Origin of the sequence: Photorhabdus bodei, from assembly GCF_003287735.1 — a bacterium.
Taxonomy (GTDB): Bacteria; Pseudomonadota; Gammaproteobacteria; order Enterobacterales; family Enterobacteriaceae; genus Photorhabdus; species Photorhabdus kayaii.
Window position 1 is genome coordinate 38,398 of sequence record NZ_NSCM01000025.1, and the last position, 22,805, is coordinate 61,202.

Annotated in this window: 21 protein-coding genes; 13 read left to right on the forward strand and 8 right to left on the reverse strand. The window is 42.1% G+C overall.

The features are described from left to right. Positions 1–246 precede the first annotated feature (246 nt). Positions 247–1,299: a 3-deoxy-7-phosphoheptulonate synthase AroG gene (gene aroG / locus CKY02_RS14350; RefSeq protein ID WP_112895796.1), complete on the forward strand. Its 1,053-nt coding sequence runs from the start codon at positions 247–249 to the stop codon at positions 1,297–1,299. Positions 1,300–1,520: 221 nt separating this feature from the next. On the opposite strand, the gene gpmA is transcribed toward aroG, so the two are convergent. The 4 genes from gpmA to modE all read right to left on the reverse strand — a co-directional run bounded on the left by gpmA (position 1,521) and on the right by modE (position 5,981). Further along, positions 1,521–2,273 (reverse strand): 2,3-diphosphoglycerate-dependent phosphoglycerate mutase, encoded by a 753-nt coding sequence (gene gpmA / locus CKY02_RS14355; RefSeq protein ID WP_112876171.1) that lies wholly within the window; start codon positions 2,271–2,273, stop codon positions 1,521–1,523. A gap of 158 nt (positions 2,274–2,431) precedes the next feature. After that, entirely contained in the window at positions 2,432–3,256 is an 825-nt protein-coding gene (locus CKY02_RS14360; protein WP_193493137.1) for a CPBP family intramembrane glutamic endopeptidase, read from the reverse strand. A 281-nt stretch (positions 3,257–3,537) separates the two neighbouring features. Next, entirely contained in the window at positions 3,538–5,013 is a 1,476-nt protein-coding gene (gene modF, locus CKY02_RS14365) for a molybdate ABC transporter ATP-binding protein ModF (RefSeq protein WP_112895798.1), read from the reverse strand. Positions 5,014–5,189: 176 nt separating this feature from the next. After that, positions 5,190–5,981 (reverse strand): molybdenum-dependent transcriptional regulator, encoded by a 792-nt coding sequence (gene modE, locus CKY02_RS14370; RefSeq protein ID WP_112895799.1) that lies wholly within the window; start codon positions 5,979–5,981, stop codon positions 5,190–5,192. A 182-nt stretch (positions 5,982–6,163) separates the two neighbouring features. On the opposite strand from modE, the gene CKY02_RS14375 reads away from it, so the two are divergent. The 4 genes from CKY02_RS14375 (at position 6,164) to modC (ending at position 9,085) form a co-directional block, all read left to right on the forward strand. Further along, entirely contained in the window at positions 6,164–6,298 is a 135-nt protein-coding gene (locus CKY02_RS14375) for an AcrZ family multidrug efflux pump-associated protein (protein WP_112895814.1), read from the forward strand. A gap of 248 nt (positions 6,299–6,546) precedes the next feature. Further along, entirely contained in the window at positions 6,547–7,317 is a 771-nt protein-coding gene (modA, locus tag CKY02_RS14380) for a molybdate ABC transporter substrate-binding protein (RefSeq protein WP_112895800.1), read from the forward strand. A 17-nt stretch (positions 7,318–7,334) separates the two neighbouring features. Beyond that, the gene (modB, locus tag CKY02_RS14385; protein WP_112895801.1) at positions 7,335–8,027 is read left to right on the forward strand and encodes a molybdate ABC transporter permease subunit; all 693 of its coding nucleotides are present in this window, start codon (positions 7,335–7,337) and stop codon (positions 8,025–8,027) included. Continuing rightward, the gene (gene modC / locus CKY02_RS14390) at positions 8,021–9,085 is read left to right on the forward strand and encodes a molybdenum ABC transporter ATP-binding protein ModC (protein ID WP_162120727.1); all 1,065 of its coding nucleotides are present in this window, start codon (positions 8,021–8,023) and stop codon (positions 9,083–9,085) included. The genes modB and modC overlap by 7 nt, the downstream gene beginning before the upstream one ends. A gap of 70 nt (positions 9,086–9,155) precedes the next feature. Here the strand turns inward: modC and CKY02_RS14395 are convergent, their stop codons facing one another. After that, on the reverse strand, positions 9,156–9,974 hold the full coding sequence (locus CKY02_RS14395; RefSeq protein ID WP_112895803.1) for a pyridoxal phosphatase: 819 nt from the start codon (positions 9,972–9,974) through the stop codon (positions 9,156–9,158). Positions 9,975–10,119: 145 nt separating this feature from the next. On the opposite strand from CKY02_RS14395, the gene pgl reads away from it, so the two are divergent. The 3 genes from pgl (at position 10,120) to CKY02_RS24730 (ending at position 12,008) form a co-directional block, all read left to right on the forward strand. Then, positions 10,120–11,106 (forward strand): 6-phosphogluconolactonase, encoded by a 987-nt coding sequence (gene pgl / locus CKY02_RS14400; protein ID WP_112895804.1) that lies wholly within the window; start codon positions 10,120–10,122, stop codon positions 11,104–11,106. Between the two features lie 31 nt (positions 11,107–11,137). After that, positions 11,138–11,275, forward strand: a complete 138-nt coding sequence (locus tag CKY02_RS24725) for a hypothetical protein (protein ID WP_162120729.1) — start codon at positions 11,138–11,140, stop codon at positions 11,273–11,275. 403 nt (positions 11,276–11,678) lie between these two features. After that, the gene (locus CKY02_RS24730) at positions 11,679–12,008 is read left to right on the forward strand and encodes a hypothetical protein (protein WP_205068468.1); all 330 of its coding nucleotides are present in this window, start codon (positions 11,679–11,681) and stop codon (positions 12,006–12,008) included. Positions 12,009–12,128: 120 nt separating this feature from the next. Here CKY02_RS24730 and bioA read toward each other — a convergent pair whose 3' ends face one another. Next, positions 12,129–13,400, reverse strand: a complete 1,272-nt coding sequence (bioA, locus tag CKY02_RS14410; protein WP_112895805.1) for an adenosylmethionine--8-amino-7-oxononanoate transaminase — start codon at positions 13,398–13,400, stop codon at positions 12,129–12,131. A 94-nt stretch (positions 13,401–13,494) separates the two neighbouring features. On the opposite strand from bioA, the gene bioB reads away from it, so the two are divergent. From bioB to bioD, 4 genes are read left to right on the forward strand one after another with little or no spacing between them, the layout of a single operon-like run. Next, positions 13,495–14,532 carry a biotin synthase BioB gene (bioB, locus tag CKY02_RS14415; protein ID WP_112876161.1) on the forward strand — a complete coding sequence of 346 codons (1,038 nt, stop codon included), beginning with the start codon at positions 13,495–13,497 and terminating at the stop codon, positions 14,530–14,532. Beyond that, a complete protein-coding gene (gene bioF / locus CKY02_RS14420; protein ID WP_112895806.1) occupies positions 14,532–15,683 on the forward strand; it encodes an 8-amino-7-oxononanoate synthase in 1,152 nt (383 codons plus the stop codon). The genes bioB and bioF overlap by 1 nt, the downstream gene beginning before the upstream one ends. Further along, positions 15,667–16,434: a malonyl-ACP O-methyltransferase BioC gene (bioC, locus tag CKY02_RS14425; protein ID WP_112895807.1), complete on the forward strand. Its 768-nt coding sequence runs from the start codon at positions 15,667–15,669 to the stop codon at positions 16,432–16,434. Before bioF ends, bioC begins: the two co-directional genes overlap by 17 nt. Next, entirely contained in the window at positions 16,427–17,107 is a 681-nt protein-coding gene (gene bioD, locus CKY02_RS14430) for a dethiobiotin synthase (RefSeq protein ID WP_112895808.1), read from the forward strand. The genes bioC and bioD overlap by 8 nt, the downstream gene beginning before the upstream one ends. Positions 17,108–17,389: 282 nt before the next feature. Here the strand turns inward: bioD and CKY02_RS14435 are convergent, their stop codons facing one another. Together CKY02_RS14435 and CKY02_RS14440 are read right to left on the reverse strand one after the other, a co-directional pair. Beyond that, positions 17,390–18,283 carry a queuosine precursor transporter gene (locus CKY02_RS14435; protein ID WP_112895809.1) on the reverse strand — a complete coding sequence of 298 codons (894 nt, stop codon included), beginning with the start codon at positions 18,281–18,283 and terminating at the stop codon, positions 17,390–17,392. Beyond that, positions 18,284–18,898, reverse strand: a complete 615-nt coding sequence (locus tag CKY02_RS14440) for a helix-turn-helix domain-containing protein (RefSeq protein WP_112895810.1) — start codon at positions 18,896–18,898, stop codon at positions 18,284–18,286. Positions 18,899–20,426: 1,528 nt separating this feature from the next. Here CKY02_RS14440 and uvrB point away from each other — a divergent pair. Next, positions 20,427–22,436 (forward strand): excinuclease ABC subunit UvrB, encoded by a 2,010-nt coding sequence (uvrB, locus tag CKY02_RS14445; RefSeq protein WP_112895811.1) that lies wholly within the window; start codon positions 20,427–20,429, stop codon positions 22,434–22,436. Positions 22,437–22,805 lie beyond the last annotated feature (369 nt).

The window sequence follows — 22,805 nt, forward strand, 5'->3', positions numbered from 1 at the left end:
AGAGAATTGTTTTGTTGATTTCTGGCATATTTTTAGGTATTTACTTTGATAATTCTCATTTCTAAAGATATTTCAACCATAAGAATAGAGCTAACCACATATTGACAATATCTTGCTATGTTTTGAGTTAAGCATTGATTTATTTATTCTCTACAAAGAATATTTACAGTTTGGCTTCTAACAGTTAGATTGAAATCACAAGATTGCTTTAATTAAATATACAAAGATGTTAGATGAGAGAGGGCTATGAATTATCAGAATGATGATATAAGAATTAAAGAGATAAAAGAATTATTACCTCCTGTGGCACTACTTGAAAAATTTCCAGCAACTGAAAAGGCTGCATTTACCGTACGTAAGGCGCGTAAAACGATTCATCAAATTCTGACGGGTGAAGATGATCGTCTGTTGGTTGTGATTGGGCCATGTTCTATTCATGATCCTAAAGCAGCAATGGAATATGCCGAGCGGTTGAATGAATTGCGTGAGGAGCTGAAAGAGGATCTGGAAGTTGTCATGCGAGTTTATTTTGAAAAACCGCGTACAACCATTGGCTGGAAAGGGTTAATTAATGATCCTCATATGAATCACAGTTTTGATATTAATGATGGTTTGCGTTTAGCTCGTCAGTTGTTACGGGATATTAATGACATGGGGCTGCCGGCTGCGGGGGAATATCTGGATATGATTTCTCCACAGTATTTAGCCGATTTGATGAGTTGGGGAGCAATTGGCGCTCGTACAACGGAATCTCAGGTCCATCGTGAGTTGGCTTCTGGCCTTTCCTGTCCGGTTGGTTTTAAAAATGGTACTGATGGTGCGATAAAAGTTGCCATTGATGCGATTAATGCAGCGGGTTCCCCTCATAGTTTCCTTTCTGTCACTAAGTGGGGACATTCCGCGATTGTAAATACCAGCGGAAACAATGATTGTCATATTATCTTGCGTGGTGGTAAAGAACCTAATTACAGTTCCGAACATGTCGCTGCCGTGAAGCAAGATTTGGAAAAAGCCGGTTTGCCGGCAAGAATTATGATTGATTTCAGTCATGCCAATAGTTCTAAGCAATTTAAAAAGCAGATGGATGTGTGTTCAGATGTGAGTCGGCAGCTTATCGCTGGGGAGAAAGCGATTATTGGTGTCATGGTGGAAAGTCATTTGGAAGAAGGAAATCAGAATCCGGATAGCGGTCTGCCATTGGTATATGGTAAAAGTATTACTGATGCTTGCATTGGTTGGGCTGACACTGAAATTTTGTTACGTCAATTGTCGTCGGCAATAAAAGCGCGTCGTGGCTGATAACATTTTTCCAATGTAAAAAAACCGGAATCGACAACTCCGGTTTTTTATGTTTGCTGGAAAATAGGGTGTCAGCAGTTTGTTATATACCTTATGGATTTCAAGATGCATCGCGACGGCAAGGGAGTAAATCCCCGGGAGCATAGATAACTATGTGACCGGGGTGAGCGAGTGCAGCCAACAAAGAGGCAACTTGAAAGATAACGGGTATAGGCAATGAATTATTTCGCCTTACCTTGGTTTGCTACAGCCGCGGCTTTTGCCGCGATTTCATCAGCGTTACCCAGATAGTAATGTTTGATTGGTTTCATGTTTTCGTCGAATTCATAAACCAGAGGTACTGCTGTTGGGATGTTTAGCTCAAGAATAGTTTCTTCGCTCATATTATCCAGATATTTAACCAAAGCACGCAAAGAATTACCGTGCGCTGCGATAATTACTTTTTCACCTTGAGCAACACGCGGTTTGATAACTTCTTCCCAGTAAGGGATCACGCGTTCAATAGTCGTCGCCAGGCTTTCAGTCACGGGTAACTCTTCTGGCTTCAGGTTTGCGTAACGTGGATCATGGCCTGGGAAACGTTCATCATCTTTAGTTAAATCTGGTGGGGTGATAGCAAAACCACGACGCCACAGTTTAACCTGATCATCGCCGTATTTAGCTGCGGTTTCTGATTTGTCCAAACCTTGCAGAGCACCATAATGACGTTCATTTAGTTTCCAGCTTTTTTCAACAGGTAACCACTGTTGATCAACCTGATCCAGAATGTTCCACAGCGTATGGATAGCGCGTTTTAGCACGGAGGTGTAGGCAAAATCAAAAACAAAACCTTCTTCTTTCAACAGTTGCCCTGCTTGTTGAGCTTCGGCGCGACCTTTTTCAGATAACGCGACGTCAGTCCAGCCAGTGAAACGGTTCTCTCTGTTCCACTCGCTTTCGCCATGTCTTACCAGAACCAGTTTAGTGACAGCCATAGCTTAAACTCCTTAAAAATCAAACTTAATGATAACTGAGCGCATTATATTGCCCTATGCACTAGAACAGCAATCAATAGTCTTGTTTCAAACTTTATTTGCTTGAAAAGCTGAATTTCTTGAGATTGCTGAATAGATGCCGGGCAAGTTTGACACGTTTATAGTGCGGTCACCAACTTGATTGGGTAAGTAAAGAACAGCAAATGAACTAAGTTGAGGGCGAAATGGAACCCAACAGCGACCCACAGACGGCCACTCCACATCCATGCTAGCCCATATATTAATCCGGCAAGTGTAGCAAACATTATCAGTAATGGGCCGCCGGCGAAGTGTGCGCCACCAAAAATCAAAGCGGTGATGATCAGGGCAAAATAGGGATTAATCCACTGACTTAACCTCTGTTGGATATAGCCACGGAATAGCGCTTCTTCTGCCAGCGAAACGAAGAAAATATTGGCTAATATAAACATCGGTAACCATTGTGGCATGTGCAGTTCAACTGCGAGTCCTCCGAGGGCCGTTGCTATGCTTAACAATACAGGAATAACGATAGCTAAGATTATCCATGCATAAGGTCGAATTTTGGTCAGTGGTTTTGTTGTAAATAGGCTAGGCATGCAACATAACAGCAGGAAAGGAATGAGTGCTTTGTCAAAGTTGAAATACATTGAGAATGGAGCACTATGAGGGCCTACCTGAACTTTATCGAGATATTTCAGATTATTAAAACCTGGGAGCAGATGTAGGAATAATGCCACTGCAAAGGCGAGTAATAGCAGTTCAGTTGTGATTTTAATGATGTTATTTTGTTGAAAATAGATACGTAGCGCACCTAACAAAAAAATAATTGCAATAGTGGCGACTGCCGGATAAATCATAGTTTGTGTGACAAATCCGGTAATAACTGCGGCCAGTAGAGCAATCAGTGCAGTAGTGCGGTGTATAGCTAATAATGCCAGTGATGTAGCAAGTAAACCCCAAATCATATATTTCCCTTTATTTTTAACAAATTAAAAAAGGATCTGAAAAGCAGACCAAAAATTGGTGATGGATGTTATTTAGTGAGCGAAAATAATAACGCATGATAACTAAATTGCGATGTTTTTTCACTGGTCGAAGCTCTCATGCTGGTAATAATCGTTCCTTAATTCAGATTGTTTGGTCAAGGATTAATCACCTTATTAAGGTACTAATAGAAATGGCTGTGATGAAGATTGGCTAGACTCATAAGTAAGATCCCCGCATAACGGGGAACTTTTAGAAATCAATCAGAAACTTTCTCCGTTTTGTAGCGGTATAGATCACCATCAGGAATAAATATCATTCGGTGAGTAATGCATTGCGGCGCATCTTCCTGATGATGAGAAACAAACAGTAGTTGGGTATCGCCATCAGCGATCATAACATCAATAAAACGTAATACTAACTGGCGGTTGAGTGGATCAAGCCCCTGGAGAGGTTCATCAAGGATTAATAAAGCCGGATGTTTAACCAGTGCGCGAGCTATCAGAACAAGTCGTTGTTGTCCCCATGAAAGGCTGTGAAACGGGCCGTTGGCAATCTGAACAGATAATCCCAATAAAGCCAGCCATTCATCAGCAAGTTGCTGCTGGCGATCTGATACTGTCTGATAAAGACCAATTGAATCGAAGAAACCGGACAGAATCACATTACGAACGCTGGTGCTGACACGATATTCCAGATGAATGCTGTTGCTAATATAGCCAATATGGCGTTTGATATCCCAAATGGTTTCGCCGCTACCGCGTTGACGGCCAAACAGGATCAGCTCATTACTGTAGCCTTGAGGATGATCTCCGGTAATCAGACTCAGAAGCGTTGATTTTCCGGCACCATTTGGGCCAATAATTTGCCAATGTTCACCTGAATTCACTTGCCAATCTAGCCCATGCAAAATTGGCTGATCATTATACTGAACGATACCATTACGTAGGATAATCAGCGGTTGATCGGGCGGTAGCTGATTATCGACAGGAAATTCATCTGTTTCAGGTAAATGAATACCGTTCAGTTTTTCACTGTGTGCCAGTTGAGCCACCAAGGAATCTGCCATCACTTTTTCTTTGGTGCCAACAGAGGTTAGCTGGCAATCCGCTAGTACGCCAATCTGATCAACAAAATCTGGGATTTCACTGAACCGGTTAAGGATAAGTACCAAAACGATTCCTTTTGATGACAATTTTTCCAGTAATTCAGCGAGTTGACCACGGGAAAATAGATCAAGACCATTAAAAGGTTCATCCAGAATCAGCAAATCAGGTGAAGCCATCAGTGCCTGGCAAAGTAATGTCTTGTGGGTTTCACCAGTAGAAAGATATTTAAAACGACGGGAAAGTAGATCCATAATACCGAACTGTTTCGCCAGTTCCAGGCAAAGTTCATTATCTTTATGATAAAGCTGGATAATTTCTGCCGCAGTGCGGCCGGTATCATCTTCATCATCACTGAGCATATCAGTATTATTGCGTTGCCATTCTTCTTCCGTCAGTTTTTGTAATTGTTCTAGAGAGACGCGGGCGCACCTGCGAAATGAGCAATTTTGTTCGCCGGAAAGTAGGACTAATTCATTTGAAAGCGCACGGGCCAATGATGATTTTCCGCTACCATTAGCGCCAATAAAAGCCCAATTTTCGCCAGAGGCTATTTTTAGTGATGATAACTGCAAGGTACGAGTATCACTTAAACGGAAACAGCCTTGCGTTATTTGCAATTCAGACATCTTTTATTCCTTTTTAAGCAACGCAAATATCTTTCCACAAATAAGCGGAATGCCGCGGAATGTCAATATTAACTTTTAATTAACATTTAATATCGGACACTAGGGGATGTGTAAGGTACATAACACCATAATATTCCTGGATATTTCGAATTATTCAGTGATAATAGAGTCAATTCTTAACACAGAGTTGCAATAATTACTTGGTCAGCATTAAAAAGTGCAGTGATTTTATCTCCAGAATGTAGTTTCAGGTTATTTGCTTCTTGATTGGGCAGAGTAGAACAGAGGATTTCACCGCCATCAAGAACAATAATAATTTCTGTGTTCTCTTCGCTCGTTTCAATTTTACTGATAAGCCCTGTCAGGGCATTGTCGAAATGACCGATAGAGAACGGCTCTTTAGTGAGTTTTACCCAAGGTGCTTTAATGAGCGCCAATACCTCTTTACCTTTTACCAAGCCAAGACGGTTAGCGCTTTGTTCTGTTAATGCCGCATTCAGTGATGTTTGACCATCTGTCAGCAAGATGCGGATATGTTGCTGCACCTGATTATGGTCACGGTCAGTAATTGTGCCAAAGAATTGGTTACGGGCGCTGGTTTGCAGAGAAAAACGGGAAATGGCCGCTAACAGACTGTCGAGGGGAAGTTGGTCATCTTTTAGCTCATCAAAGGCTTTTTGCTGAATTTGTGTCAGTAGATCGTAAAGTTGCAATAGACGTTCGCCATAATGGGTAAGATTTGTCCCGCCTCCTCCTTTACCACCGGTAGCACGGTCTACCAGTATTTCGTCTGCTAGCTGATTCATTTCGTTAATTGCGTCCCAAGCGCTTTTATAACTGATGCCGGCCAGTTTTGCTCCCTGACTGATAGAACCCGTTGTTTTAATCTGTTTTAGTAATAATATTCGCCGTGGATCCGCGAATAACCGTTGTTGTAATTTCAGTGTCAGTAGAATTTCGGCTTGCATGATAGTTTTTTTTAGTAAATATAATCGTAAATTTTGATAGGCTAACCCGAAAAACGCACGTTTAGCCGGTTACTGTTGTCTGTCTTTGTCTAGAATGGTACTAATTATAGCGGTATTACCCGCTATGGTTAAAAATGTGTTATGTTGCTGGCTCATTTAATGAGCCATTGTGTGAGGCTACCATGTTTGAGTTGATTAAAAGTATGGCTTTCGCCCTGGTCATGGTACCGGTAGTGACGGCCGGAATTTTAGGTTTAATTTATGGTCTTGGGGAACTGTTTAATCTCGTTTCCCGTATTGGTCGTTCTGAAAAGTAAAACTAATATTTCTTTTACACCAGATGCTATTCTGATTACCCGGTGATTAACCGGGTAATTTGTCTTAATTAATCATAATCAATTCCATTTTATTCATTTGGCTTTCCTATTACAGTATTTTACTTCGAATTAAATTAGATAGTAAAAGTTGCTCACAATTTGCCGATTAATATTGGAACACTCTTCCAATTGACGTTATATCTTGTTATACACGATGAACTAATAGGTAAGAAGCAGGTGGAAAACAAATGAAAAAGAGTTTTGGCAAACTGCTAGTCGGCGTTGTCGTTTCTTTTGCTTTAACGTGGCAAGCGTGGGCTACGGAAAAAGTCACGTTATTCGCTGCCGCCTCGTTGACTAATGCACTTGATGATATTGCGGCGCTGTATAAGCGAGAGAAAAAAGGTGAAGTGGTGGCTTCTTATGCCGCCTCTTCCATTTTGGCTCGCCAGATTGAGCAAGGTGCGCCGGCGGATATTTTTATTTCCGCTGATCAACAGTGGATGAATTATGTTGCCGGGAAGAAACTGATTATTGATGAAACTCGGTTGACTATGTTGGGCAATCAACTCGTTCTGATTGCACCGAAAGCGAGTAAACTCAATAAAGTTGATATTAATAAAGAAACCAAATGGAAATCCTTATTAGAGGACGGTCGTCTTGCTGTTGGTGATCCAGATCATGTTCCAGTGGGTATTTACGCTAAAGAGTCTCTGCAATATTTAGCAGCATGGGAGAAGGTTAATCCTCTGCTGGCGCGTACCAGCAATGTGCGCAGTGGTTTGGCGCTGGTGGAACGTGCTGAAGCCCCATTGGGCATTGTTTATGGTTCGGATGCCGTTGCCAGTGATAAAGTCAAAGTGGTGGGGATTTTCCCGGCAGAGAGCCACAAACCGATTGAATACCCAATGGCGATTATCAAAGATCATAGTAATCCCACCGTTCTCGATTTTTATGAATATTTGAAAACCCCTAAAGCCGTTGAAATTTTTAAACGTTATGGTTTTCACCCACTTTAGGAATAAATTTTTTGGCGATGTTGAGTGAATACGAATGGCAAGCCATCATCTTGAGCCTGAAAGTGTCCGGTATGGCAGTGTTACTTAGTCTGCCATTTGGGATCTTGATGGCATGGATTCTTGCTCGTTTCCAGTTTCCCGGTAAATCATTACTTGACAGCATTATCCATCTGCCGCTGGTGTTACCACCCGTGGTAGTGGGTTATTTGCTGCTGATCAGTATGGGACGTCGTGGATTTATCGGTGAATGGTTATATGACTGGTTTGGCATCAGCTTTGCGTTCAGTTGGCGTGGTGCTGCGCTGGCTTCTGCTATTGTTGCTTTTCCGTTGATGGTCAGGGCGATACGTCTGGCGCTGGAAGGTGTTGATCGGCGACTGGAACAGGCTGCTCGTACTTTGGGTGCGAATCCGTTGAAAGTATTTTTTACTATCACATTGCCGCTCTCTTTGCCTGGGATTATTGTGGGCACTGTGTTGGCATTTGCCCGTTCATTGGGTGAATTTGGCGCAACTATCACTTTTGTATCCAATATTCCAGGCGAAACGCGGACGATCCCTCTGGCAATGTATACCTTGATTGAAACACCTGGAGCAGAAACGGCTGCGGCTCGTTTGTGCATCATTGCCATTATTCTAGCGTTGATGTCACTGATGGTTTCTGAATGGCTAACCCGTTGGGGAAGGAGACGTTTGGGAGCAACATGTTAGAGCTAGATTTTGAGCAACAACTTGGTGATCTTCATTTACAGGTCAATACACAGCTACCCACTGAGGGGATCACGGCTGTTTTTGGTCTTTCAGGCGCTGGGAAAACTTCACTGATAAATGTTATTGCCGGCTTGATACGCCCGCAGAAAGGGCGGATTGCCCTTAATGATCATGTGTTGGTGGATATTGGAAAAGGTATCTGCTTGCCATCAGAGCAGCGTCGTATAGGCTATGTTTTTCAGGATGCCCGGCTTTTTCCTCACTATCGAGTAAAAGGTAATCTCCAATACGGGATCTCTCCGGAGATGAAGCCAGAATTTGATAGCATTGTTAGTTTGCTAGGAATTGGGCACTTACTATCACGTTTTCCTCTTACCTTGTCCGGCGGTGAAAAGCAGCGGGTTGCTATTGGTCGTGCTTTATTGACGGCACCGGATCTGTTGTTAATGGATGAACCGTTGGCATCGCTGGATCTCCCCCGTAAAAGAGAACTACTGCCTTATCTTGAAAAGCTTTCTGAAGAGGTCAACATCCCGATTTTATATGTCAGCCATAATCTGGATGAGATTCTTCGTCTGGCAGAAAATGTACTCGTCATGGATAACGGAAAAGTCAGGGCAACGGGAAAATTGGAAGAGGTTTGGTCCAGTAGTGCATTACGTCTTTGGTTACAAAAAGAGACGCTTAGCAGTATTCTGAATGTTTCAATGGTTGAACACCATAATCGTTATGAAATGACAGCGGTGGCATTAGCTGACCAGGCTTTATGGTTGCCGAAAATTGATGTTCAACCGGGAACCGATTTGCGTATCAGAATAGATGCTTCAGATGTTTCATTAGTACTGGAACCTCCTCGCGGCAGTAGTATCCGTAATATTTTAGCGGTGAAAGTGGTTGAGTTCTTTGATGATGATGGACACATTGATGTCAAATTGGTGTTGAGTGGCCACTATTTATGGGCAAGGATCACTCCGTGGGCAAGGGATGAACTTAATTTGCGGTCTGGGCAGTGGCTTTATGCTCAGATAAAAAGTGTTTCTCTTAATCGGCAACTGTAGTCTCTGCTATAAATAACAACGGGGAGCTTATCGGAGGGTTCCCCGGACAGTCATTTTGTCAGACAAGCAATTAAAGGACATACTTGCGAATAACTTCGGCAATACCTGGCTGAGTATTATCCAGTGTTACCAGATCGGCTTGTTCTTTAATCGCATCCACACTGTTACCCATGGCGACACCGAGTCCGGCGGCTTTCAGCATGCTCAGATCATTAAAGTTATCACCAAAAGCAATGACATCTTTCATCTTCATTCCCTGTGATTCAACCCACTGTTTCAAGCGCGTACCTTTACTGTTACCTTTCTTGGTAATATCCACTTGATCGAACCATGACCATTCACACGAAAGACCTGTGTCATTTGCGATTTGTGCAGTCACTTCCCGCAGTTTTGCCAAATCAGGAGAACAGGTTGCAAATTTCCAGATAGACTGTACTTCGTCAATAGCATGTTGAAAGCTATTAACATGTCGCATGGTTGGGCGTTGAGATTCAGGTAGGGTTTCAGACCATTTTATGGTACGGACAACTGTGTCATACGGTTCTTCATATAACATGGCATCATCTACATACATCAGACGGTGAATATCTGTGTTTTTTAAGTGGGTGAGAACTTTTATAGCTTCCTGAGTTGACAGTGGGTCTGAGGCTAAGACTTTCTTTTCATGGCAATCATACAGATAAGTACCATTACAGCAGATGGCAGGAGTGTCGAGTTGCAAAGCCTGATAAAAAGGGTGGATAGCAACATGATGACGACCAGTGGCAATTAGCACCTTAATACCAGCTTTACGTGCTTCATTTAGTACAATGAGTGATTCTGGCAGGATATTTTTTTGAGGATTGAGTAGTGTACCATCCAGATCCAGTGCAATGATGCGATATGACATAAATTAGCCTCATAACTATATATAATGTAAGGATATTACATTAGAACTGAATAAAGCTACACCAATTGTGCGGTGAGTTTAACCGATAAAACCAATCGAGTCGTTACAGCACAATAAAATGGTAATGGATAATTAAGGAGTGAAGATGAAACAAGTGGTTTATACGGCGAGTCCAAACAGTTGTCAGATTCATGTTTGGAGCTTGAATAATGAAGGTGAGTTATCACTCATTCAGACAGTTGATGTACCAGGGGAAGTACAACCCATGGTGGTTAGCCCGGATCGTAAACATCTTTATGTTGGCATCCGACCACAATTCAGTATTGTCACTTACCAGATTGGTTCTAGAGGAGAACTGGTACAACAGGGGATTTCATCAATACCGGGTAGCCCGACTCATATCTCTACTGATAAACAGGGCTGTTTTCTATTCTCTGCCTCCTATAGTTATAACAATTTGAGTGTCAGCCTAATTGATGATCAAGGTATTGTGGGCGAACCTGTTCAGGTTATCGCAGGTTTGCAAGCACCGCATTCGGCTAATATTGACTGGGATAATAAACAACTATTGGTTCCTTGTCTGAAAGAAGATCGCATCCGTATTTTTGAGATGGCAGAAGAGGGCTATCTAACAGAAAAACGCGCTGAGGAAATCACTACGGCAATGGGTGCGGGTCCTCGTCATATGGCATTTCATCCAAATCAGCAGGTGATTTACTGTATTAATGAACTGGATTCTACGGTGGATGTTTATCGCAAGTGGGAAAAATACCGGCTTATTCAGACGATTGATTCATTGCCGGCGGATTTAGCCGGTGTTCGTTGGTCTGCTGATATTCATATTACACCGGATGGTCGTCACCTTTATACCAGTGAACGGACTTCAAGTTTGATCAGCCATTTTGTTATTTCACAAGATGGTTCTAATTTGGCGCTGGCTGGGCACTATAAAACTGAAACTCAGCCGCGTGGTTTTGCTATCGATCAGAGTGGAAGATATCTGATTGCATCCGGTCAAAAATCTGACCATATTTCAGTCTATTCTATTGATAAATATACCGGTAAATTGACTGAATTGGCGCATTATCCAGTAGGTAAAGGCCCAATGTGGGTCACGGTGCTGGCCCTGTGAATTTGATAAGATTGTTGGGTGTTAACGGCGGTTGTATACCCTATGGATTTCAAGATGCATCGCGACGGCAAGGGAACGAATCCCCGGGAGCATAGATAACTATGTGACCGGGGTGAGTGAGCGCGGCCAACAAAGAGGCAGCTTGAAAGATGACGGGTATATGTGCTAGTTACGGTTTAATCTGGTAGACATTGATGTAAAGAACCGGTAATTATCAGATCAAGTTTGAGCTAATACAACTCCAAATTTCGCAGTCATACAACCGGACAGATGCAGAAATGGTTTTCTGTGTCTGCTCGGTTGCACTAAACTCATCCACTAAATTTTCTGGTCATTTCTGTTGCAAAATTTCTTGTGAAAGTTTTCTACAAGATTTTTGCATTGAAATTGCCATTTTCGTCGGATTGTACATGCGGAAATAAATTTGCAAACAGTTTTTCACTATGATTTGTTGCGTTTATTTATGGTTAGCCACGCTAATGAAGTTAAGCTTGTTCAACATTTTTTGCATTGGGATATTGATTCTTACTCGCTTCTGGGGTAAATCTCACCAGTGTTCCAGTACTATAGTTTTGAATATTATTTTTCATATCGTTAGAGTTGGCAAAAAATATAGCTTTATCCTTTTGGCTTTTTATCAAGGCATATCGGGTATCGACTATTTTTACTATTTCTCCTATATGAGTAACATCTATACCTTATGGATTTCAAGATGCATCGCGGCGGCAAGGGAGCGAATCCCCGGGAGCATAGATAACTATGTGACCGGGGTGAGTGAGTGCAGCCAACAAAGAGGCAACTTGAAAGATGACGGGTATAGTTTATTTTCATCCCCCCATCCTGTTATTATTGGTAGAGATGATAGCCCCGTGGATAATTGTTTATTTTTCCAAAGAGAATGAATACTGCATAATTCACTCATTTTGATGTTATTTTCAATAATGGATAACAGTTTTAAATTAGATGGATTGATCCACCGGATAACCTTTAAGCACTTCTCATAACTTTCAACAACGGTAGATTCACATAATAAGTGCACCAGAGACAGCCTTTGTCAGGCGTGAAAGTTGCTCTGGTTGAATAATATAAGGCGGCATCAAATAAATCAGCTTGCCAAATGGTCTTATCCAGACACCTTGAGAAACAAAATAGTGTTGTAGCACCGCCATATTCACGGATTGCTTCATCTCCACGACGCCAATTGCACCTAATACCCGAACATCAGCCACTTTTTCATGATGTTTTAGTGGCATCAACTCAGTCTTTAATTGGTTTTCAATTGATTTAATACGTTGTTGCCAAGGGATTTGTAATAACAAGTTCAAACTGGCTTCTGCCACGGCACAAGCTAATGGATTGCCCATAAACGTTGGGCCATGCATAAAACAGCCTGCTTCACCATTGCTAATCGTTTCGGCTATCTTACGGGTTGTCAGTGTTGCTGATAGTGTCATGTAGCCGCCTGTCAGCGCTTTCCCTACACATAAAATATCTGGCTCAATTTCAGCATGTTCACAAGCAAACAATTTTCCTGTGCGGCCAAAGCCGGTGGCAATTTCATCTGCAATTAATAGAATCCGGTGCTGATCACAAAGCATTCTGACCTGACGCAGATATTCAGGATGATAAATTCGCATTCCTCCAGCACCCTGTACGATAGGTTCAAGGATCACCGCGGCAATATTAAGGGAATGCTGTTCCAGCAAAGTGCGAAATGGCATGATATCTCGCTCGTCCCATTGAGAATCAAACCCGCACTGAGGCGATTCGGCAAACAGATGGGGTGGCAGGTAGCCTTTGTAGAGATTATGCATTGAATTGTCGGGATCACAGACAGACATAGCGCCGAATGTGTCACCGTGGTAACCGTGGCGTAATGTCAAAATACGCTGGCGTTTCTCACCTTTTGCCTGCCAGTATTGCAATGCCATTTTCAGAGCCACTTCCACTGCGACAGAACCTGAATCAGCCAGAAAAACACATTCCAATGATGGCGGGGAGATTGCCACTAATTGCCTGCAAAGTGCGATTGCGGGTGGATGGGTAATTCCACCAAACATGATATGGGACATCTGATCAATCTGAATTTTAGCGGCTTGGTTCAGTACCGGATGGTTATATCCATGAATGGCGGCCCACCAGGAAGACATACCATCCACTAGCTTACGGCCATCAGCCAACTCGATTTCCATCCCAGAAGCGCCAACGACAGGGTAAACCGGAAGAGGGTTGGTCATGGAGGTATAGGGATGCCAAATATGGTGTAGATCAAATTCAATATCAGAAGAAGTCATAAAGCTTAACGTAAACCAATTTTATTAAAATTGGTTGACAGTATAGCGGCATTATTTAAACTGACTAGACTTTTTTTACACTGGAGATGTTATTGTGATTGAGCGTAAGCAATGGACAATTAAGCAGGCGCAAGAACTGTTTGATAAACCTTTTTTCGAATTATTATTTCAAGCACAGCAGGTTCATCGTATTTACTTTGACCCACAGCAAGTACAGGTCAGTACACTACTTTCCATCAAAACCGGGGCTTGTCCGGAAGATTGCAAATATTGCCCGCAAAGCTCCCGTTACAAAACAGGTCTTGAAAAAGAGCGGTTGATGGAAGTGGAACAGGTGATTGATTCTGCTCGTAAGGCTAAAAATGCGGGTTCAACACGTTTTTGTATGGGTGCCGCGTGGAAAAATCCCCATGAGAGGGATATGCCTTATCTGGAGAAAATGGTTAAGGAAGTCAAAGCATTGGGAATGGAAACCTGCATGACACTGGGCATGCTCAATGGGTTACAAGCGCAGCGGCTGGCGGATGCAGGATTAGATTACTACAACCACAACCTTGATACCTCCCCGGAATTTTATGGCAACATCATTACGACTCGGACCTATCAGGACAGGTTGGATACCCTTGATAAAGTACGAGAGGCCGGAATAAAAGTGTGCTCTGGTGGTATTGTTGGTCTGGGTGAGGCGATACGTGATCGGGCCGCGTTATTGGTTCAACTGGCAAATCTGCCAAAACCGCCGGAAAGTGTACCCATCAACATGTTGGTTAAGGTCAAAGGCACGCCATTGGCTGAGAACGAAGATGTAGACCCTTTCGATTTTATCCGCACGATTGCTGTTGCCAGGATCATGATGCCGTCTTCTCATGTTCGGTTATCCGCAGGTCGTGAACAGATGAATGAGCAGACACAGGCAATGTGTTTTATGGCTGGCGCTAATTCTATTTTCTATGGCTGTAAGTTGCTCACTACACCTAACCCTGCGGAAGATAAAGATTTACAACTATTTCGCAAGTTGGGCATTAATCCTCAGCAGACTCAGACAGCATTTGGTGATAATCAGCAACAGCAGCATTTGGCAGAAGCCATTATCAATGCGGATAACGAACAATTTTATAATGCGGCACTATAATGGACTGGTCATCTTATCTTTCCCGACAATTGTCTGAGCGTCGGGACACTTCGCTATGGCGTCAGCGGCAGGTCAATCAGAAATCAGATGGGCGTTTCCTGTATGCCACTGATGGCAAATATCTTAATTTTTCCAGTAATGATTACCTTGGGTTAAGTGCAAATCCCGCAATCATTTCCGCATGGCAGCGGGGAGCTGAACAATATGGTGTTGGTAGTGGAGGTTCCGGTCATATTACGGGTTATACAAAGGCTCATCAGCTATTGGAACAACAATTGGCTGACTGGCTGGGTTATCCAAAAGCATTACTGTTTATTTCGGGGTATTCTGCTAATCAGGGGGTCATTGCCGCGTTAATGACGGAACAGGATCGGATTATTGCCGATCGCCTGAGTCATGCTTCATTAATGGAAGCGGCTATGCATTCCCCCGCTCAGCTACGGCGTTTTCTGCATAATCAACCTGAATCACTTGCAAATTTACTGGCAACGCCTTGTGTTGGAAAGACGCTGGTGGTAACCGAAGGTGTGTTCAGTATGGATGGTGACTGCGCACCGCTAGCCGATATTCATCAGCAAACCAGAATTTCTGGCAACTGGTTAATGGTGGATGATGCTCACGGTATTGGTGTCTGTGGTGAGCAGGGAAGGGGAAGCTGTTGGCAACAGGGAATCAAGCCGGAAATTTTGATTGTCACTTTTGGCAAAGCATTTGGGTTGAGTGGTGCGGCGGTGCTTTGTGATGAGCAGGCGGCAGAATATCTAATTCAGTATGCCCGTCATCTGATCTACAGCACTTCTATGCCTCCTGCACAGGCTCAGGCGCTTTCTGAAGCTGTTCGGCAGATACAATCTGGTGATGAATTGCGCCAACGATTACAGCAGAATATCAATTACTTCCGCCGGCAAGCTCAGAAACTGCCATTCAATCTGACAGATTCAATTACCGCAATTCAGCCATTGATTGTGAGTGATAATGAGCTGAGTGTGTCCTTGTCTCAGTATCTGCAACAAAAAGGGATTTGGGTTAAAGCCATCCGCCCACCAACAGTACCACCGGGCAGCGCCAGATTACGTATTACTTTGACGGCCAGTCATATGCCACAGGATATTGATATGTTGATGGAGGCGTTGCATGGGTTCCGTAGCTGAATTTGCCAATAAACAGGCGATTGCTGGAGCGTTTGGACGAGCGGCCGCCAATTATGATGTGGTAGCGAAATTACAGCAGCAAACCGGTGAATTCCTCATGCAACAAGCCGCTGGACATCCTGGTCAGTTAATATTGGATGCTGGTTGCGGTACGGGTTTTTTTAGTCACCGCTGGCGACAACAGGGGAAACAGGTTATTGGGTTGGATTTAGCATCAGGCATGTTAGCTCATGCCCGTAAGCAATTGGCGGCTGACTATTATTTACAAGCGGATATTGAACATTTAGGGCTTGCTGACAACAGTGTTGATATCTGTTTCAGTAATCTGGTTGTTCAGTGGTGTGATAATTTATCCAGCGCTTTAAGAGAACTTTATCGGGTAACCCGCCCTGGTGGATTAATTCTATTTTCCACCTTGGCTAAAGGTTCATTGCATGAATTGAAGCAAGCTTGGAGTGTGGTTGATAACTATCAGCATATTAATCAGTTCCTACCGCAACAGACAATTAAAGATGCCTGTCAAGGGTTCCGGCATTGTCTTATTAGTCAGGTTTATCGCCAGCAATATTCTCATATATTGCCGTTATTGGGTTCTCTGAAAGGGATTGGCGCGACTCACCTTCATTATGGGCGACAGCAAGGACTGATGACGCGTGGACGACTGACTGCTCTGGAACAGGCTTATCCACGAGAAAATGAACAGTTACCTCTTAGCTATCAGGTTGTTTTTGGAGTGATTCATCGTGACTAAGCGCTGGTTTTTGACAGGTACAGATACCGAAGTGGGTAAAACAGTTGTAAGTTGTGCTTTGTTACAAGCGGCAACTAAAGCAGGATATAAAACAGCAGGTTATAAACCCGTTGCTTCTGGTAGTGAAATAACACCGGCAGGTATTCGTAATTCCGATGCACTGGCATTGCTGGCAAATAGTTCTGTATCTTTGCGATATGAAGAAGTGAATCCGTTAGTATTTGTTGAAGCAACATCACCCCATATTGCCAGTGATGATTTGAATCAACCTATTGATTTTACTGTTATGTCTACGGGGTTGCATCAGTTAGAAAAGAAATCAGACTGGGTTTTAGTTGAGGGCGCTGGTGGTTGGTATACCCCTTTATCAGAATCGGTGACTTTTGCTGACTGGGTGGTTAAAGAGCAACTGCCGGTTATTTTGGCAGTGGGGGTGAAGTTGGGCTGTATTAATCATGCGCTACTTACCGTGGAAGCTATTATAGGTTCAGGGTTACATTTTGCAGGCTGGATAGCTAATGAGGTTGAACCCGCAGGCAAACGTCAGCAAGAATATTTGGCGACATTAGAGCGTATGTTACCGGCTCCTTTATTAGGTACGATTCCTCATTTAACGCAAGAATATTTTAATCATTTAGGGGAATATATAGATTTAAAATTACTGAATAATTAATTTGAAAATTTAATCTGGTGGAATGTTATTTCAATGTCATGATGAATGATTACACTACTCATATCTATACCCGTTATCTTTCAAGTTGCCTCTTTGTTGGCTGCGCTCACTCCGGTCACATAGTTCGCTATGCTCCCGGGGATTCACTCCCTTGCCGTCGCGATGCATCTTGAAATCCATAGGGTATAGGTTATTTTAGGACAATATGCCGGAATGACATTCCGGCATAAAAATAATATTTTTCAACGAGTTTGCTCTATTTTGAAAAAACGTTATCTCTATTTATACTTCAGCGAGTTTTTTATTCACTGGCGCATCTGCTGGCCGATTTATATAATTTCTGAATATCTTCCTTACCAGATAAATAGGGCCTACACCCAAGATAGAATAAGCCACTTTAATGAGGAACTGGGCGATAATCATTTCTTTTATGATGTCTATGCCGAGAACACCATAGAAAGCGATTGAACAGAATATGATACTGTCGAATGCTGAAGCGATAACAGTACTGGTTATTACTCGCAGGAAAAGATACTTTGAGTTTGTGAGAGATTTTATTTTGCAGAGGAGATACGAGTTTATATTCTCAGAGATAAAATAAGCAAGAGATGATGCCAGTAATACAGATACGATACTATTCACTATTCCATTATAAGTCGTACCAAACTCCCATCCAGGAACACCTGGCATCAGTGCGGTTCCCCAAAGCCCTAGAACAAATAATAAGTTCGCTGTAAAAGAGATAATAATCGTTCTTCTTGCCAGACGTAATCCATAGAATTCGTTTAGAATATCGACCAGTAAGAAGGTTATAGGGTAAATAAAAACCCCAGGAGGCGTGACAATATTAAGGATCGGGATATGAATGGGCTTCACACCACATATGGTAGAGAAAATATAGATAACACTGAGTGCGATGCTAATGAGTAAATAGGCTTGCCATGAACGCTCATGACGATCCCCAAGTTCATAAGCTGTTACGATATTACTGTGGCTGTATAGTTTCCGATATATCGTACTGAGCTCATGTCTGCTCAGATCTTCTGAAATATCACTGTCAGCGAGCTCTTTTAACCCCATAGTAATGGTCTTACCTGTCGCTAGCACCATGACATTTGCCGATAATTTACCATACCTTGAAAATCCCAGTAACTTAAACTTTTGATTTACCGTCATTTATAGTCTTTCTCCTACGATGCAGCCTAAAAAGTAAGCATTTTTGTAGGGTTTCCTATCGAGGCTGTCATCATTTTTCTCTTGCCGGATAAAGAACCCAATTTCCTTAGAGTAATACAATAATGGCGTATTGGTGACTAATGCGGGGGGACGTTTTATAATGATCACCTCACCGGGTATGAATGTATCTTCTATTGCCGATTCGACTTTAAGAGCCAACATGTTTGATTCATCACCAAAGAAATAGGTAAGCGGATACTCGGTAACAAGCTGACCTATTTTTTTCTCAGAAACGGCTAGAAATTCAGATTGTGGGACGATAGGGATAGCCGAAGGGTTTTTATTGCCTTCGGTTGAAAGTGTTTCATTGAGCCGTTCTAATTGTTCAAGGTCATAATATTCTATCTCTTCACAGGAAACACCGAAAAAATCGGAGATCCGAAGAACAGTAGATTGTTGAACGTTATTGACTTGTCCTTCCAGGATTTTATAAATGGTGGTACGGGTCAATCCTGTTCGATTGGAAAAAGAGCTCTTGGTTTCTCCACGGGTACGTATCAAATATTCTATATTTTTAATGATATTTGTTTTTCGCTGTGCATTAGACGTTTTCATGAGAATCCTTTATATAAAGATAACAGCATTACTATATATTACTTGATGGTATTGTCCAGTGTGAAAAAACCACCCATTGTGATAATTTATTGATTTTACTTTTAATATCTTATTTTTATGATTATCTATATTAGCACATCCTATATCAGAAAATGCTCATGGATTTACCTTTATATTCTAAAAATGAAAGTTAAATCATATAATTAAGTAAAATTTATTATAAAGTTTACACAAAACTGAACTTTATGTTTATTTTTGTGTTGACTTTATGGATTTTATTATAATAATGTTAAGTTGTGTTGATGTGTTTTTGGGGTATCAGATAGCATCAAACAAAATATTATTCTTATTATAAATCTCTCGGGGAAGAGCTACTTTATCCTTCGAGTTTGGAAGTGGATTATTTTTTTAGCACTAGGGAATTTCAAGAAAATAGAGGAAGTTAAATAAACATCAGGACTGAAATTAGTAAATTAATAAAATGATAACACAGTTAAAACACCAGGAAATGGCAGTATAAAGATGCTTTGGAACAGCAATCGATTGAAATTGTGGATGATAGGTACAAAGTAAGTTTTTCGATCGAAAATAGCCAGTAGAATATTGGACGTTTTACGAGGGCAGTGTCGATTTGATATTTATGTATCTATCATTTTTTTTGAGCGGTCACGATGAAGTTTGTTTTGTAGAATAGAAGATATGCTGATGTGAATTCATTTGATGATATTGAACCTGCTATTGCTGAAAGCGTAGGAAGCAGAGAATCCTATTTCTGCTTAGGTAAAACACGACTCTCCTCTTGAGGAACAGATTTCATACGGAAACTGTTCACCGGCTATTTCTTATTGAATAAAAATTCCAATCTAACCCATGTTTTTTACTGTTGTTTGGTGCGGAAAAGGCAGTTTTTTTCGCTCAGTCTACAGAAAAAATAGACAATTATCTACCTTTAATGCTGGTGATATTGAAAGAATATAATTTATTGATGTTTAATTTCCGTGAGAAAATTCTTACTTTTTCAGCAAATTTATTCATTTTTTTGAAAGGAAGAATTGAGATAAAGGTTAAAAAAATAGTAAAAATTTTTATCGGTAGAGGATACCTATTTTGTGGCATGATGTTGCAACCTCGTACAGTTAATAGGGTTTGTAGAGTTATCCACTATTCCTGTGGATAACCTTGTGTATTAGACTTAGAAAAGTTACGCGACGCAAGAAAATACGCGGCTTTCGTCAAGGTTGATGTTATTCTCGTCTTTGTTTTAATTTTATTAAATATCAATAAGATAACTAAAATCAAGCCCTGTCTAACCTGTGATGATGTCCCATGTTGTCACCTTTCAGCCAATCATATAAAAAATGGAAAAATCAAGATAATTTTGGGGATAAAATGGTATTTATTTTGATATCAACGGATGTTTAATTGATAGGGAAGTGACCTACTTGAGTCCGTTTTTATAAAATCAACTTGAAGCTGGTTTTATATCCAGTATTATAGGCTAACTTAATGTTAGGAAAGTGAGATACCGATGAGTAAGGTGTTCAAATTACATTCTGACTTCCAACCGGGGGGTGATCAACCAGAGGCCATCCGTCAATTACAAGAAGGCTTAGAAGACGGGCTTGCCCACCAGACTTTGTTAGGGGTAACTGGGTCGGGTAAGACATTTACTGTCGCTAATGTGATAGCCAATTTAAACCGACCAACGATGGTACTTGCTCCGAACAAGACACTAGCGGCTCAACTTTACAGCGAAATGAAGGACTTTTTCCCAGAAAATGCCGTAGAGTACTTTGTTTCCTATTACGATTATTACCAGCCGGAAGCTTATGTGCCGAGTTCCGATACTTTTATCGAAAAAGATGCTTCCGTGAACGAACACATTGAACAAATGCGCCTGTCTGCCACAAAAGCTTTGTTGGAGCGGCGAGATGTGATTGTCGTTGCGTCTGTATCGGCTATTTATGGTTTGGGTGATCCTGATAGTTACCTGAAAATGATGCTCCACCTGACCAACGGTATGATGATTGACCAACGCTCCATTCTGCGACGTTTAGCTGAATTGCAATATACCCGTAATGATCAGGCATTCCAGCGAGGGACATTTAGGGTTCGTGGTGAAGTGATTGATATCTTTCCGGCTGAATCTGATGAGCATGCCCTGCGCGTTGAACTATTTGATGATGAAGTAGAACGGTTATCACTGTTTGATCCGCTAACGGGACAGATTCAATATCATGTTCCACGATATACCGTTTATCCGAAAACCCACTATGTTACTCCGCGTGAGCGTATTATTCAGGCAATGGAAGCGATTAAAATTGAGCTTGAGCAGCGGCGTAAGGTATTGCTGGCAAATGGTAAACTGCTGGAAGAACAGCGTGTTACGCAGCGTACCCAATTTGATTTGGAAATGATGAATGAATTGGGTTATTGCTCCGGCATTGAAAACTATTCCCGTTATCTCTCTGGCCGTGCCGAAGGGGAGCCGCCGCCGACACTGTTTGATTATCTCCCGGCTGATGGTTTGCTGGTAGTGGATGAATCGCACGTTACCATCCCGCAAATTGGTGGGATGTATCGAGGGGATCGTTCCCGCAAAGAGACGCTGGTGGAATATGGTTTCCGTATGCCTTCCGCGCTGGATAATCGTCCACTTCGGTTTGAAGAATTTGAAGCACTGGCTCCACAGACCATTTATATTTCGGCTACGCCGGGCAAATATGAATTGGAAAAATCCAGTGGCGATGTGGTGGAACAGGTGGTGCGTCCTACGGGTTTGCTTGATCCGGAAGTGGAGGTGCGTCCTGTCGCGACACAGGTTGATGACTTACTGTCTGAAATCCGTATTCGTGCGGTGAAAAATGAACGGGTATTGGTCACCACATTGACTAAGCGAATGGCGGAGGATTTAACCGAGTATTTGGAAGAGCACGGTGAACGGGTTCGCTATTTGCACTCGGATATCGATACTGTCGAACGTGTGGAAATTATTCGGGATCTTCGTTTAGGTGAGTTTGATGTATTAGTGGGAATTAACTTGCTGAGGGAAGGGCTGGATATGCCAGAAGTTTCTCTGGTGGCCATTCTTGATGCGGATAAAGAAGGTTTCCTGCGGTCTGAACGTTCATTAATTCAGACGATTGGGCGTGCTGCCCGTAACCTGCATGGTAAAGCGATCCTTTATGGCGATAAGATCACTGATTCAATGGCAAAAGCTATTGGTGAAACGGAACGCCGGCGTGCTAAACAGCAGATATTTAATGAAAAACACGGTATTGTTCCAAAAGGTCTGAATAAGAAAATTAGTGATATTCTGCAAATTGGGCAGTCAGCGGGTGGCAAAAGAAAGGGCAGAGGTAAAGCGGTTGCCACAGCGGAAACATTCAGCAACCTGTCTGCCAAAGAGCTGGAAAGCAAAATCCGCGAGCTGGAAGCGAAGATGTACCAGCATGCGCAGGATCTTGAATTTGAACAGGCGGCGAGTGTTCGGGATCAGGTTCAGGCATTGCGTGAGCAATTTATTGCCAGTTCTTAACAATTGCCCCGTAAATCTTTGCCCAATGCGAGGATGTCGCAAAAGGCCAGCATTGAAAATAAACCCGCAGAGATTTATTGCCTGTTATTGGGAGTGACAACCCATGACAGGTTAAATTTTTCGATTGAAAAAGGAGCGATTGAGCGATTTATTAATTAAAGAATTCAATTATGAAAAATCGGAACTGATAGCGATTAATTAGCTATTTTATGTGATATTTATCACATTTATTCATGTTCATATGATAAATATCGTGATCTTATGGTCATAAAATTTAGAGAGTGAAATTCTCTGTTATTTGTCTCCACTCCATCCTACTCAGCTGGACGCGGTCTGTTGTTCTCTCTAACGCCACGTATTAAATGATGG